Annotated in this window: 11 protein-coding genes; 4 read left to right on the top strand and 7 right to left on the bottom strand. The window is 67.4% G+C overall.

Annotated elements, in window-relative coordinates; translation table 11 throughout:
• The first annotated feature begins 10 nt into the window (after nucleotides 1-10).
• Nucleotides 11-1,171 carry an HlyD family secretion protein gene (locus DI041_RS20670; protein ID WP_136640152.1) on the top strand — a complete coding sequence of 387 codons (1,161 nt, stop codon included), beginning with the start codon at nucleotides 11-13 and terminating at the stop codon, nucleotides 1,169-1,171.
• A 94-nt stretch (nucleotides 1,172-1,265) separates the two neighbouring features.
• Here the strand turns inward: DI041_RS20670 and DI041_RS20665 are convergent, their stop codons facing one another.
• The 7 genes from DI041_RS20665 to creB form a co-directional block, all read right to left on the bottom strand.
• Nucleotides 1,266-1,757: a Fur family transcriptional regulator gene (locus tag DI041_RS20665; RefSeq protein ID WP_004150412.1), complete on the bottom strand. Its 492-nt coding sequence runs from the start codon at nucleotides 1,755-1,757 to the stop codon at nucleotides 1,266-1,268.
• A 34-nt stretch (nucleotides 1,758-1,791) separates the two neighbouring features.
• Nucleotides 1,792-3,195, bottom strand: a complete 1,404-nt coding sequence (gltX, locus tag DI041_RS20660) for a glutamate--tRNA ligase (protein WP_046987667.1) — start codon at nucleotides 3,193-3,195, stop codon at nucleotides 1,792-1,794.
• Between the two features lie 159 nt (nucleotides 3,196-3,354).
• Nucleotides 3,355-4,938 carry a M28 family metallopeptidase gene (locus tag DI041_RS20655; protein WP_136640020.1) on the bottom strand — a complete coding sequence of 528 codons (1,584 nt, stop codon included), beginning with the start codon at nucleotides 4,936-4,938 and terminating at the stop codon, nucleotides 3,355-3,357.
• A 201-nt stretch (nucleotides 4,939-5,139) separates the two neighbouring features.
• Complete coding sequence (locus DI041_RS20650; protein WP_136640018.1) at nucleotides 5,140-5,550, bottom strand: hypothetical protein; 411 nt, start codon at nucleotides 5,548-5,550, stop codon at nucleotides 5,140-5,142.
• A gap of 10 nt (nucleotides 5,551-5,560) precedes the next feature.
• The gene (gene creD / locus DI041_RS20645; RefSeq protein WP_046987669.1) at nucleotides 5,561-6,880 is read right to left on the bottom strand and encodes a cell envelope integrity protein CreD; all 1,320 of its coding nucleotides are present in this window, start codon (nucleotides 6,878-6,880) and stop codon (nucleotides 5,561-5,563) included.
• Nucleotides 6,881-6,961: 81 nt separating this feature from the next.
• Nucleotides 6,962-8,422, bottom strand: a complete 1,461-nt coding sequence (creC, locus tag DI041_RS20640) for a two-component system sensor histidine kinase CreC (protein ID WP_046987670.1) — start codon at nucleotides 8,420-8,422, stop codon at nucleotides 6,962-6,964.
• Nucleotides 8,423-8,424: 2 nt separating this feature from the next.
• Nucleotides 8,425-9,153 (bottom strand): two-component system response regulator CreB, encoded by a 729-nt coding sequence (gene creB, locus DI041_RS20635; protein ID WP_136640017.1) that lies wholly within the window; start codon nucleotides 9,151-9,153, stop codon nucleotides 8,425-8,427.
• Between the two features lie 35 nt (nucleotides 9,154-9,188).
• Between creB and DI041_RS20630 the strand changes: the two genes are divergently transcribed.
• The 3 genes from DI041_RS20630 (at nucleotide 9,189) to mfd (ending at nucleotide 14,300) form a co-directional block, all read left to right on the top strand.
• Nucleotides 9,189-10,046 carry a 23S rRNA (adenine(2030)-N(6))-methyltransferase RlmJ gene (locus tag DI041_RS20630; protein WP_046987671.1) on the top strand — a complete coding sequence of 286 codons (858 nt, stop codon included), beginning with the start codon at nucleotides 9,189-9,191 and terminating at the stop codon, nucleotides 10,044-10,046.
• Nucleotides 10,047-10,141: 95 nt separating this feature from the next.
• Nucleotides 10,142-10,687, top strand: coding sequence for a GNAT family N-acetyltransferase (locus tag DI041_RS20625; RefSeq protein WP_046987672.1), 546 nt, complete (start codon nucleotides 10,142-10,144; stop codon nucleotides 10,685-10,687).
• 148 nt (nucleotides 10,688-10,835) lie between these two features.
• Nucleotides 10,836-14,300: a transcription-repair coupling factor gene (mfd, locus tag DI041_RS20620; RefSeq protein ID WP_136640151.1), complete on the top strand. Its 3,465-nt coding sequence runs from the start codon at nucleotides 10,836-10,838 to the stop codon at nucleotides 14,298-14,300.
• The last annotated feature ends 15 nt before the right edge of the window (nucleotides 14,301-14,315 follow it).

Below are 14,315 nucleotides of genomic sequence, written 5' to 3'. Positions count from 1 at the left end.
GTCCTCCTCCATGCCTCCCGTCCCGCCCCGCCCCGACGACATCGACGCCGACAACGTCACTCCACCGCCGCCGACCGATGCGGCGCCTGCGCCCACGCCGGCGGCACCGGCTGCCGCGCCGAAATATCTCAAGCCCAGCGCGCGCAGCGTGGTGGTGATGGTGGTAGTGGCGCTGCTGGGCATCGCGTTGATCCTGCGCGCCTGGCACCTGTGGCCGTTCACCAGCAGCGTGATGGTGACCGACAACGCTTATGTACGCGGACAGATCACGGTGATGGCGCCACAGGTGAACGGTTACGTGACCGAAGTGCTGGTGAAGGACTTCCAGCACGTGAGGGAGGGCGAGCCGCTGCTGCGCATCGATGACCGCATCTACACGCAACGTGTCGCCCAGGCGCAGGCGACGCTGGACAGCGCACGCGCAGCATTGGCCAACTCGGACCAGTCTCAGGCGCAGAACCGTGCGCAGATCGCCTCCGCGCAGGCCACGTTGTCAGCCGGCCAGGCGGAGCTGCAACGCTCGCGCAACGAGCTGAAGCGCTACGAGGAGCTGGCCGCGCAGCAGCTCGTATCGATCAACGACCGAGACAAGTTCCGCACCACCCAGGCCTCGGCACAAGCCAGCGTGCAGCAGTCGCAGGCGCAGATCCGCATCGCCGAGGAAACGCTGGTATCGACCCAGGTGGCGCGCAAGAGCCTGGAGGCCCAGGTGGAAAGCGCGCAGGCGCAGCTGGAACTGGCGCGCATCGATCTGGCCAACACGGTGATCCACGCGCCGCGCGACGGCCAGATCAGCGAAGCCAGCGTGCGCGTGGGCCAGTACGTCGCAGCCGGTTCGCAGCTGCTGTTCCTGGTGCCTGACACGCTGTGGGTGGTGGCCAACTACAAGGAAGGCCAGACCTGGGGGATGGCGATCGGCCAGCCTGCCTCGTTCTCGGTGGACGCGTTCCAGGGCCAGGTGCTGCGCGGCCGCGTGCAGGAGATCGCGCCAGCCACCGGCTCGGAATTCAGCGTGCTGCGCCCGGACAACGCCAGCGGCAACTTCACCAAGGTGGTGCAACGGCTACCGGTGCGCATTTCAATCGACGGGGAGCAGAAGCTGGCAGCACAGCTGCGGCCTGGCATGTCGGTGATCGTGCGGGTGGATACGGCGAGCAAGCCGATGGACTAGCCTTGTCATGAAACGGGGTCAGATCCCTTTGCCAATGGCAAAGGGATCTGACCCCCGCTCCTCATGCCGGCCAGCGGCCGGCACTACCGTTGCGTCACCCGGCGCAGCGCGCGCAGAGGCCGTGCACTTCCAACGTCTGCGCCTGCGGCTGGAAGCCCAGCTCCTTGGCGCGCTTTTCCAGCTGGGTGACGATCTCGCGGTCTTCCAGTTCCACCGCGCTGTGGCAGCTGTTGCAGATCAGGAACGGCACCGAGTGCGCGGCACTGCTGGGGTGGTGGCAGGCCACGAAGGCATTCACCGATTCCAGCTTGTGCACGAAGCCATTGGCCATCAGGAAGTCCAGCGCGCGGTACACGGTAGGCGGGGCATCAGCGCCCACGCCCTTGCCGTTGCGCACCCATTCCAGCAGCTCGTAGGCCTTGACCGGCTTGCCGGCCTCGGCAATCAGCTTCAGCACATTGGCGCGGATCGGGGTCAGGCGCAGCCCGCGTTCGCGCGAGACACGCTCGACCACCGCCACGAAATCCGATGCGTCGTGGACGTGATGGTGCGGGGCGGTACAAGCAGTGGCGGTCTTGGCGGGCATGCGTGTTCTCCGGTTCGGGCCTGGCAAGGATGCCTCAGGCCGTTGCTACCTTGGTGATGGCCACATCAATGCGTTTCAAGGCCTGATCGCGTCCGGCCAGATACACAGTATGGGAAATGTCAGGGCTGACCTGGGTGCCGGTGATGGCCACGCGCAACGGCTGGGCGACCTTGCCCATGCCCATCTCCAGCGCGGCGGCGGTGTCGTGCAGGGCCACGCCCACCGCCTCGGCGGTCCATTCCGGCAGGGCCGCCAGCAGCTCGCGGGCCTTGCCCAGCGCCACCTCGGCACCGGCCTTGAAGTGCTTGGCCACCGCTGCTTCGTCGTACTCGTTCAGCGGCTGGTACCAGACCACGGCCTTCTCGGCCATTTCCTTCAGGGTCTGTACGCGTTCACGCAGGGCGATCACCACGTCCACCGGTGCCGGTCCAGCGGCCACGTCCAGGCCCAGCTTCTGCAGCTGGTAGACCAGGTGCGGCGCGATGCTGGCCGGCTCCTCGGTCTTCAGGAAGTGCTGGTTGACCCAGCCCAGCTTGGCCATGTCCAGGCGCGAGGCCTTGGAATTGCAGTCCTTCACGTCGAACAGCTCGATCAGCTCCTGGCGGCTGAACAGCTCCTGGTCACCGTGCGACCAGCCCAGGCGGGCCAGGTAGCTCAGCAGCGCATCAGGCAGGTAGCCGGCGTCCTTGTACTGCATCACGTCGGCCGCGCCGGTGCGCTTGGACAGCTTGGCGCCCTGCTCGTCCAGGATCATCGGCATGTGGCCGAACTTCGGCACCGGCGCGCCGATGCCTTCGTACAGGTTGATCTGGCGCGGGGTGTTGTTGATGTGGTCGTCGCCGCGGATGACCTCGGTGATGCCCATGTCCCAGTCATCCACCACCACCGCGAAGTTGTAGGTGGGGTAGCCGTCCGGGCGGAAGATGACCATGTCGTCCAGCTCGCTGTTGGCGATCTCGATGCGGCCCTTGATCAGGTCGTCGAACACCACGGTGCCTTGCAGCGGGTTCTTGAAGCGGATGACGCGGTTCGGGTCGTCCTTGCGCGGCAGGCCCAGCTCGCGCGCGGCGCCGTTGTAGCGCGGTTTTTCCTGCTTGGCCATGGCCGCCTCGCGCATCGCGTCCAGCTCTTCGCGGGTCTCGTAGGCGTAGTAGGCCTTGCCGTCGGCCACCAGCTGCTCGGCCACTTCCAGGTAACGGGCAACACGGTCGGTCTGGTAGATCGGGCCTTCGTCATAGTCCAGGCCCAGCCATTCCATCGCCTCCAGGATGGCGTCGATCGCGCCCTGGGTGCTGCGTTCACGGTCGGTGTCCTCGATGCGCAGCACGAACTCGCCGCCACGGTGGCGGGCCTCCAGCCAGCAGTACAGCGCAGTGCGGGCACCACCGATGTGCAGGTAGCCGGTGGGACTGGGGGCGAAGCGGGTGCGGCAGGTCATGGACGGCTCGAGGAACGGGAATTCCCCGATTTTACCAGCCCACCGCCGCCTACGGAAAAAGGGGACGGAGGGGATTAAGTCGCGACTGCCCAGTTCCTGGGGCTGCGGCCGGGAAACGGAGGGGAGAAACGACTTAATCCCCTCCGTCCCCTTTTTTTGTCACGGCTGCGGTTCGGGCTTGCGTGGGAAGGACTGCTCGCGCGTCGCGGCGTTGTAGGCGAACGAGGCGACGATGGCGGCGGCCTGCTTCAGGTCTTCCGGCTCGGCGTGATCCCAGGTGTCCAGGTGGCTGTGGTGGACGTTGGTGAAGTAGTCCAGCCGGTCCTGGATGAACTGGAAGCCCGGCAGGCCGATGCGGTCGAAGCTGATGTGGTCGGTGCTGCCGGTGTTGCGAGTGGCCACGGTGGTGGCGCCGACGTCATGGAACGGCGCCAGCCACGCTTCGAAGATCGGCATCGCCGCCAGGTTTTCCTGCGCATAGATGCCACGGAAGCGACCCGAGCCGTTGTCCATGTTGAAGTAGACCTGGAACCTGCTGTAGTCGCGGGTCTTCTGCAGCGCGCCGGTCGGTTCGCGCAGCGAGGCCGGCAGCGCCTTCTGTGCCGGGTCGGTGGGTTCCGGGAACCGGCCGAAGTGCTTGGCCACATAGGCCTGCGAGCCGATCAGGCCCTGTTCCTCACCGCTCCACAGCGCCACCCGGATGGTGCGCTTGGGCTTGGCGCCGGTGGCCTTGAGGATGCGCATCGCCTCCATCATCACCGCCACACCGGCCGCGTTGTCGGCCGCACCGGTACCGCTGTGCCAGGAATCCAGGTGCGCACCGATCATCACCACCTCATCGGGTTTGCTGCTGCCACGGATCTCGGCCAGCGTGTTGTAGCCGGGCTGGTCGGCCTCATCGGTGAAGCGCGCGGCCACGTCCACGCGCAGGCGCACGGTCTGCTTGGCCTCCAGTGCGCGCACCAGCGGATTGAAGTGCTCGGCGATCATCGCCAGCTCGGGGATGCCCACCGACTCATTGGCCTTTCGCGAACCACCACCGGCGACACGGATGATGCCATTGTCCCAGCTGCTGATGCTGATCGAGGCCAGCGCGCCCTCTTCCACGAAGAACGCATTGACCTTGGTCGCCAGCTGCTGGCGCTCCTGGTACTCCTTGACCCGCTTCGCACGCTCGGCGGTGGCGTCCTTGTCCTTGGGCAGGGTGAACTCCTGCAGGCCCTCCAGCGAGGTGGCATCGTGGCGATGCGAATCCGCCTCGGTTCCACGCTTGTACTCGCGCGCCTCGCCCAGCAGCAGGATCTTGCCGCGCAGCTTGCCGCGGTACTTCTCGATGTCTTCGGGTTTCTTGATTTCGACCTGCACCAGCTCGCCTTCGACCGGGCCCTTGGTACCGGGGGTCCAGGCCTTGGGCAGCGCATGCAGCGGCTGCACGCGGTCACCGAGCATCTCTACGCTGGCTGAAGTGAACTCCCAGCCACGGCCGAAGTCATCGAAGGCTTCGTCGTGGACGTTGTCCAGCTTCCATTCGTTGAACTTGCCGCGGGTCCAGGCGTTGGCGCGCCCCATCGCCGGCGAGTTGGTCAGGCGCGGGCCGATGCGTTCGGTGAGGTAGCTGAAGGTGTCCATCACCTGCGAACGATGGAAGGCCTCCTGGCGGATGCGGCTGACCATGTCCAGGTCCACCGTCTCGCGCTGCTGCGCGCCTGCATTGCCACCCATTGCCAGCGCTGCGGCCAGCATGCCCCACTTCAGCCCGCTCCACTTCAACACGCCACACCCCTGCCCTTCGGCTCGATCATCAACCCATCGAGTCTAGCCAGCAGGGGCGCGGCGACACCGTCCCATCGGTCATGGGCAGCATGGAAGCGTGCGAACCAAGGTTCGCCCCCACGGGAGAGTGGCCCCACAAGAGAGCGGTTGGTTCGCACCTGCCAATCCACCTCACCCACTCCATCCCAGCCACAACTGCGCCCGTTCCGGCAGCAGCAGCAACCAGTGCCGCCGGTCGATGCTGCTGCAGCCATACACCGCCGCATGTGCGGGCCAGTCACCTGGCAGGCCACCGATACCGATCTCGGCCAGCGCCTGTGCCCCGGCCTTCCATGGCCGGTAGCGCGGCACCCTGCCTGCCAGCGCGCCGCGTCCCTGCCGCGCGCCCTGCAGCCAGGCCAGTCCCTGGCCCTGCAATCCCTCGCAGGTCACCGCTGCCAGCTGGAAGCGGACCAGGCCAGGGGCGATCCGTGCCCCCGGCAGGGCCGCCAGCACGCCATGTGCCTGCAGCAGCGCATCCACTTCCAGCAGGGCCGGAATGCCCTGCCGTGCCCGTTGCCGCAATCCCTGGAGCCAGCTCATGGCCTGCTCCTTACTTCAGGTCCGCGCCAAGCGCGTACCAGTCGACCCGGCGGGTCACCCACATCGCCAGCGCCAGGATCACGAACAGCAGCAGCGAGCCCATCAGCAGCGCGTTGTTTTCCGATACCAGCAGGCCATACAGCGCGCCATACAACACGGTCAGCAGCGCAGCGAAGCCAAGGCCGCGCTTCCAGTGACCCAGCACGTTGGCCAGGTACACCGCCTGCAGGCCGATACAGGCCACCGCAGAGACCAGATAGGCCTTCCAGAACGCAATGTGCTCGGACAGACTGATCAGCAGCAGGAAGAAGATCGCCAGTGCGAGGCCGACCATCAGGTACTGCAGCGGATGGATGCGCAGCGACTTGATCAGCTCGAACAGGATGAAGCCGACGAAGGTCAGCACCACGAACAGAACGCCGTACTTCGAAGCACGATCAGCCTGGGTATAGGCATCGACCGGATCAACCAGCGACACCGTCACCGCCTGCGAATCGATCGCACCGTCGCTGCGCAGCTGCCGCTGGGCATCGGAGGCCAGCGAGGACACCGCCCAGCGTGCATCGAAGCCCTGTGCATCGACACGACGCTCGTTGGGCAGGAAGGCACCGCTGAATGACGGGTGCGGCCAGCTGGAGCGCAATGCGATCTTGGTGTCATCACCCACCGGCACCACCGACAGCATGCGGCTGCCGTCCAGGCGCAGCTCCAGTTCAACCTCACTGCCGGCCAGGGTACCGCCGTGATCCTCGGCGAAACCGGCTACCGCTGCATGCAGGCCACGACCCACCTCACTGGCCGCGCCCACACCCGGCAACAGGCGCAGCTGCTTGCCATCCACGCGCAGGTTCGGTGTGCCAACCAGGCCACGCACATCGGAAATGCCCAGCGCCACGTACGGCTGGCCATAACTGCGGCCGGCCTTCACCGGATAGTCGTCAGCGGCGAAGGTGGCCTTCATCTGGCCGTTCCAGCTGTATACCGGCACCTTGAACAGGCCCACCTCGCGCTGGCTCGGCAGCATCTCGCCGCCGACCTCCAGCGACGCCGGCATCTGCAGCCAATGGCCCTCGGTGACCTGCACCTCGGTCTTCTTGACTCCCAGCGGGTCGACCAGTTCAACTTCCTTGCGTTCCACCCACGGCACCACACGCACCGGACCCACCAGGCGCTGCACGCCGGCGCGGCTGTCGGCCACCCGCGCAAACGCCTCATCGCGGTACTGGCTGCGCTCGTTGATGACCCCGCGGATCATCATCAGCGGGATCAGCAGCAGCAGGATCAGCCCGCCGACAATGGCAAACCTCAGCAGCATCTTCAGGGATTTCATGGTCCATCCTCGTTGGAGAGGGCTGCAGGATGGACCGCTGCGGTGAGCAGGGTTTGTGGCGAATTTGAAGCGAGTGTGAAGTCAGCGCCGCGGGCGCTGGCCCGGCACGGCCAGCGGCAACCACAGGCTGGCCACGGTGCCGCCACCCTCGCGGTCGTCGACGCTCGCGCGGCCGTCATGCAGGCGCGCAACCTCCTGCACGAACGGCAGCCCCAGCCCGGAGCTGCGCCGGCCACTGCCGGGGCGGGCCAGCGAGTAGAAGCGTTCGAATACGCGTTCGCGCGCATAGTCGGGAATGCCGGCACCGCGGTCCGCCACCTGCAGGCGCACGCCCTGCCCGTCCACCTCGGCCTGCAGCGCGATCTCCGCGCCGGCCGGAGAAAACGCAATTGCGTTGTCGATCAGGTTGTGCAGCGCCTGCCGCAGCAGATAGGTATCGCCCTGCACGCGCAGGTCGGGCACGCTGCCGATGCGGACCTGCACCCCGGCCGCCTGTGCGCGCACCTGCGCCGCCGCAGCAGCATCGGCCAGCAGCACCGGCACCGCGATCGGGTCGCGGGTCTGCAGCCAGCCGTGCTGCTCTACCTCGGCCAGCGCCAGCAGCTTGTCGATGGTCTCGGTCAGGCGTTCCTGCTGGTCGACGATGCTGCGTGCGAAGTGCATGCGGTCGGCCTCGGGCAGCGGCTCCTGCAGCAGCTCGGCGGCACCACGGATCGCTGCCAGCGGGCTCTTCATCTCGTGCGTCAGTGACTGCACGTACTGCTCGACGTAGGCCTTGCCTTCCAGCTTGCGGCGCATGGTTTCCAGCGCCTGGCCGAGATCGCCGATCTCGTCGCGGCGGCGGCGTGGCGGTGGCACCGGTTCACCGGCAGTGACCGCGCGCGCATAGCGGCTGAGCTGGCCGAGACCGGTGGTCAGCCACATCGTCACCAGCACACCGACCAGCGCCGACAACCCGATCAGCCACGCACCACGCTCGATGATGGCGCGCTGGCTGGCGGCGATGAACGGATCGATGCTGCGGTTGGGCTGGGCCAGGCTGAGCACGCCGATCAGCGTACGGCCATCCACCGGGTCGTATACCGGTGCAGCCACGTGCATCACCGTATCGCCCTCTTCACCGGCAATCTCGGGGCTGGAACGGGCGCCGTACTCGCCACGCAGGGTGCGGTAGACATCGTTCCAGCGCGAGTTGTCGCGGCCCAGGTCACGGCCCAGCGAGTCGTAGATGACGATGCCCTTGGCATCGGTGATGGTCACCCGGTAGTCGAGCGAGCGCTTCGGGAAGCGCCAGACCATCGCCTTCAGGTCGCGCTGCCGCGCCTTGGCCAGATTGCGGGTGAAGCTGCCGCTGCGGATGGTGCCGTCCTTGACGTCGGCGGCAGCCATCTCGGCCAGCACGTTGGCCGCGTCGACCAGGGTCGATTCCATCGCCTGGCGCACACCGGGCTTCACTTCGTTGACGAACACGCGCATCACGAAGAACGCGGCGATGCCGGTGATCAGGAAGAAGCCGAGGAACAGCTTCAGCACCAGGCGCATCGCTAGACCTCCAGCGCGTAGCCGAGGCCACGGTGGGTACGGATCGGATCGTCGCTGGCACCGGCCGCACGCAGCTTGGCGCGCAGCGTCTTGACATGGGTATCGACGGTGCGGTCGGCACTGTCGGCGCTGCTGTCCCAGCCCCGGTCCATCAGCTGGGCGCGGCTGAGGATGGCGCCGGGACGCTGCAGCAGCGCCTCCAGCAGCGCATATTCGTAGCGGGTCAGGTCCAATGCCTGGCCACGGAAGCGGATACGCCGGCCCTCGCGGTCGATGGCGAAGGTGCCCCGCTCCTGCCAGCCACCTTCGGTGCTGGCTGTGGCCGATGCCGCTCGCAGCGCACGGCGCAGGCGCGCGCGCACCCGCGCCACCAGCTCGCGCGGCGAGAACGGCTTGGTCATGTAGTCATCGGCGCCCAGCTCCAGGCCGAGTACGCGATCCACCTCGTCGTTGCGGGCAGTCAGGAAGATCACCGGCAGCTGCGCCACGGGGCCCGGCAAGGCGCGCAGCCGGCGGCAGACCTCGAAACCGCCGAGGTCGGGCAGGCCGACATCCAGCACCACCACGTCGATGCCGCCGGCCTGCAGCCGCAGCAGAGCCTCACCGCCGAGCAGGCAGTGGCTGGCAGCATAGCCTTCGCTGCGCAGCGCATAGAGCACGGTTTCGGCAATGGCGGCTTCGTCCTCGACCAGCAGGACATGGGCAACGGGAGCTGTCATGGCGCGCAGCATAGCCGCTGCGGCCGCCGCCCCGTACACTGCCGCCCATGAACTATCGCCACGCCTTCCATGCCGGCAACCACGCCGATGTGCTCAAGCACATCGTGCAGCTGGCCCTGATCGACAGCTTCAAGCGCAAGGACAGCCCGTTCTTCGTGCTCGACACCCACGGCGGTGCCGGCCGCTACCTGCTGGCCAGCGAAGAGAGCCGCAAGACCCTGGAGGCCGAGTCCGGGATCATGCGGTTGATGGCCCAGCCCAAGCTGCCGGAGGTGGTCGAGCGCTACCTGAAGGCGGTACAGGCCGGCAATCCGGTCGGCGCGATGACCACCTATCCGGGCTCGCCGCTGCTGAGCGCGCAGGCGATGCGCGCACAGGACCGCATGGCGGTCTGTGAGCTGCAGGAAGCCGAAACGGCCACGCTGAAAGCGCTGTTCGCCCATGACAGCCGGGTCGGTGTGCATCCGGGCGACGGTTACGCGCTGCTGCGCTCGCTGTTGCCGCCGAAGTTCAACGGCAGCAAGATCGGCCGCGGCCTGGTGCTGATCGATCCGCCCTACGAGGCCCAGGATGCCGAATACCAGGCGGTCCTGGCCGCCCTGGCCGAGACCCTGGCGCGCTGGCCGCAGGCCACCTGTGCGGTCTGGTTCCCGATCAAGCAGCGCCGCACCATCCTGCATTTCCTGCGCAAGGCCAGCGCGCTGCCGGTGAAATCGGCGATGACGATCGAATTCCTGGTGCGCCCGGACGACTCACCGCTGCGCCTCAACGGCAGTGGGATGTTGCTGCTCAACCCACCCTGGCAGTTCGACCGGGTGGTCGGCCCGGCCCTGCCGGCCTTGCGCCAGCACCTGGGCGAGCCCGGTGCCAGCACCCGCCTGGATTGGCTCAAAGCACCCGAATAACGGCCTTCACGAGGCTGTACCGCCGTGAGCCTTTCGTTCACGGAATGCAGCCCCGGTGATGCCACAATCGATGGACCACCAAGGAATCACCCGGTATGGCCACTCGCAACCGCATGCCGCCCTGGCATGAGATCTTCAAGGCTCCCAGCGGCCACGAGCTGCTGATCCGCCCCATCCGCCCGGAAGATGGCGCGCCGCTGCAAGCAGCGTTCAGCCTGTTCGGGCCGGAAGAAATCCGTGATCGTTTCCTGCAGGCGGTGACCGAGCTCTCGCCGGAAACCACCCAGCGCCTGACCCACCCGAATCCGAAGACCGAGATCACCCTGGTCGCTGCCGAATCCCTGCCCGCCGGTGAGGCGGTAGTCGGCGCGGTCGCCCGGGCCTCGATCATCCCCGGTACCCGTGAAGCCGAGTACGCGATCCTGATCAGTCGCTTCCTGATCGGCCAGGGCCTGGGCCGGCAGCTGATGCGCAAGCTGGTGAAATGGGCCCGTGGCAAGTATCTGGACCGCCTGTACGGCGACGTTGCCGCCGAGAACGAGCCGATGAAGCAGCTGGCCGCCTCGCTGGGCTTCAAGCCGGTCCCGCACCCGACCGGCGCCGAGGGCCTGGTGCGGATGGTGCTGGAACTGGACAACTGAAGGATGCGCCGGGCGTGCCCGGCGATGCATTCCGGTAGTGCCGGCCGCTGGCCGGCATTGCGTTCCCCCAACGGCACATGAGGCTGCCGGCCATCGGCCGGCGCGACCCACCGGGCTTCGATCGGGCTTCTGCTAAAATCCGGGGTCCATGTCGCGTACCTCATACCCCGCCCCGCCGCTGCCGCGCGCCGGCCAGCTCCGCGCCTGGTGGCGCGCCCCCGCCTCGCCGACCGCCCTGGCCTGGTATCTGGCCCAGGCCGCGCGTGCGCACGACGCCCCGCTGCTGGTGATCGCCCGTGACAACCACGGCGCCAACCAGCTGGAAGCCGACCTGCACACCCTGCTCGGCGGCGACCCTGCCCTGCCGGTGGTTGCCTTCCCGGACTGGGAAACCCTGCCCTACGACCGCTTCAGCCCGCATCCGGACATCATCTCGCAGCGCCTGTCCGCCCTGCACCGCCTGCCCGCGCTGAAGCGCGGCCTGGTGATCGTGCCGGTGCAGACCCTGCTGCAGCAGCTGGCCCCGCGCAGCTACGTGATCGGTGGCAGCTTCGACCTGAAGGTCGGCCAGCGCCTGGACCTGGAAGCCGAGAAGCGCCGCCTGGAAAGCGCCGGCTACCGCAACGTGCCGCAGGTGATGGATCCGGGTGATTTCGCCGTGCGCGGTGGTCTGCTCGACGTGTTCCCGATGGGCGCCGACGAACCGCTGCGCGTGGAGTTGCTGGACGAGGACATCGACTCGATCCGTGCCTTCGATCCGGAAAGCCAGCGCTCGCTGGACAGGGTCGAGGCGGTGCACATGCTGCCGGGCCGCGAAGTGCCGATGGACGAAGCCAGCATCGCCCGCGTGCTGGCCACGCTGCGCGAGCGCTTCGATGTCGATACCCGGCGCAGTGCGCTGTACCAGGACCTGAAGTCCGGGCTGGCCCCGGCCGGTGTCGAGTACTACCTGCCGCTGTTCTTCGAGCGCACCGCGACCCTGTTCGACTACCTGCCCGACGGCAGCCTGCCGGTGGTCTGCGCCGGGGCCGGCGAAGCTGCCGAGGCGTTCTGGGCGCAGACCGGCGAGCGCTACGAGCAGCGCCGCCACGACGTCGAACGGCCGCTGCTGCCGCCATCGGCGCTGTACCTGTCGCCGGAGCTGCTGCGCGAGCGACTGAACGACACTCCTCGCATCGAGGTATGGTCGGCTGACCACGCGCGCATCGCAGATGCCCATGCGCTGGGTGACCAGCCGCTGCCGCCGCTGCCGGTGGCCGCGCGCGAAGCACCGGCCGGCGATGCGCTGAAGTCCTTCCTCGGCCACTACCCGGGCCGCGTGCTGATCGCTGCCGATTCACCCGGCCGCCGTGAGGCATTGCTGGAAGTGCTGCAGGCCGCCGAACTGAAACCACCGGTAGTGGCCGACCTGCCCAGCTTCCTCGCCGACGACGCGCGCTTCGCGATCGCGGTGGCGCCGCTGGAGGATGGCTTTGCGCTGGACGATCCGCGCATCGCGGTACTGACCGAGCGCCAGCTGTTCCCTGAGCGCGCCGGCAGCACCCGCCGCACGCGCCGTGCCGGCCGCGAACCGGAAGCGATCATCCGCGACCTCGGTGAACTGACCGAGGGTGCGCCGATCGTGCACGAGGACCATGGCGTCGGCCGCTACCGTGGCCTGATCGCGATGGACGTCGGCGGCATGCCCGGCGAATTCCTGGAAATCGAATACGCCAAGGGCGACCGCTTGTATGTGCCGGTGGCCCAGCTGCACCTGATCAGCCGCTACTCCGGCGCTTCAGCGGAAACCGCGCCACTGCATTCGCTCGGTGGCGAGCAGTGGAGCAAGGCCAAGCGCAAGGCCGCCGAGAAGGTGCGCGATGTGGCTGCGGAGCTGCTGGAGATCCAGGCCCGTCGCCAGGCGCGTGCCGGCCTCGCACTACAGGTGGACCGCGCGATGTACGAGCCGTTCGCCGCCGGTTTCCCGTTCGAAGAAACCCCGGACCAGTTGGCTGCGATCGACGCCACCCTGCGCGACCTGTCCAGCAGCCAGCCGATGGACCGCGTGGTCTGCGGCGATGTCGGCTTCGGCAAGACCGAGGTCGCAGTGCGCGCCGCGTTCGCCGCCGCCAGCGCCGGCAAGCAGGTCGCCGTGCTGGTGCCGACCACGCTGCTGGCCGAACAGCATTATCGCAACTTCCGCGACCGCTTCGCCGATTACCCGATGAAGGTCGAGGTGCTGTCACGTTTCAAGAGCACCAAGGAAATCAAAGCGGAGCTGGAGAAGGTTGCCGCCGGCACCATCGACGTCATTGTCGGCACCCATCGCCTGCTGCAGCCGGACGTGAAGTTCAAGGACCTGGGCATGGTCATCGTCGACGAGGAGCAGCGTTTCGGCGTGCGCCAGAAGGAAGCCCTGAAGGCGCTACGCGCCAACGTGCACCTGCTGACCCTGACCGCTACGCCGATCCCGCGCACCCTCAACATGGCCATGGCCGGCCTGCGCGACCTGTCGATCATCGCCACGCCGCCGCCGAACCGGCTGGCGGTGCAGACCTTCATCACCCAGTGGGACAACGCGCTGCTGCGCGAAGCCTTCCAGCGCGAGCTGGCGCGTGGCGGCCAGCTGTACTTCCTGCACAACGACGTGGAAAGCATCGGCCGCATGCAGCGCGAGCTGTCCGAGCTGGTGCCGGAGGCGCGCATCGGCATTGCCCACGGACAGATGCCGGAGCGCGAACTGGAAAAGGTGATGCTGGATTTCCAGAAGCAGCGCTTCAACGTGCTGCTGTCGACCACGATCATCGAATCGGGCATCGACATCCCCAACGCCAACACCATCATCATCAACCGCGCCGACCGCTTCGGCCTGGCCCAGCTGCACCAGCTGCGCGGCCGCGTCGGTCGTTCGCACCACCGTGCCTACGCCTACCTGGTCGCCCCCGACCGTCGTTCGATCACCCCTGACGCGGAAAAGCGCCTGGAAGCGATCGCCTCGATGGACGAACTCGGCGCCGGCTTCACCCTGGCCACGCACGATCTGGAAATCCGCGGTGCCGGTGAACTGCTGGGCGAAGACCAGAGCGGGCAGATGGCCGAGGTCGGTTTCAGCCTCTACACCGAGCTGCTGGAACGCGCGGTACGCAGCATCAAGCAGGGCAAGCTCCCCGACCTGGATGCCGGCGAGGAAGTGCGCGGTGCCGAGGTCGAACTGCACGTGCCGGCACTGATTCCGGAAGACTACCTGCCGGACGTGCACACTCGCCTGACCCTGTACAAGCGCATCTCCAGCGCGCGCGACAGTGATGCGCTGCGCGAACTGCAGGTGGAGATGATCGACCGCTTCGGCCTGCTGCCGGATGCGGCCAAGCACCTGTTCGCCATTGCCGAGCTGAAGCTGAAAGCCAACACGCTGGGCATCCGCAAGCTGGATCTGGGCGAGAACGGTGGCCGCATCGTGTTCGAGTCTAAGCCGAACATCGATCCGATGGCGGTGATCCAGCTGATCCAGAAACAACCGAACCTCTACGCCATGGAAGGGCCTGACAAGCTGCGCATCAAGCACCCCCTGCCGTTGCCGGAAGACCGCTTCAATGCGGCCCGCGCCCTTCTGACCACCCTCGCCCCGGGTTGATCGCCCCCCGAACAC

The organism is Stenotrophomonas maltophilia (assembly GCF_004920835.1).
GTDB lineage: Bacteria > Pseudomonadota > Gammaproteobacteria > Xanthomonadales > Xanthomonadaceae > Stenotrophomonas > Stenotrophomonas maltophilia_AQ.
This window is presented reverse-complemented; position numbering and strand designations above follow the sequence as displayed.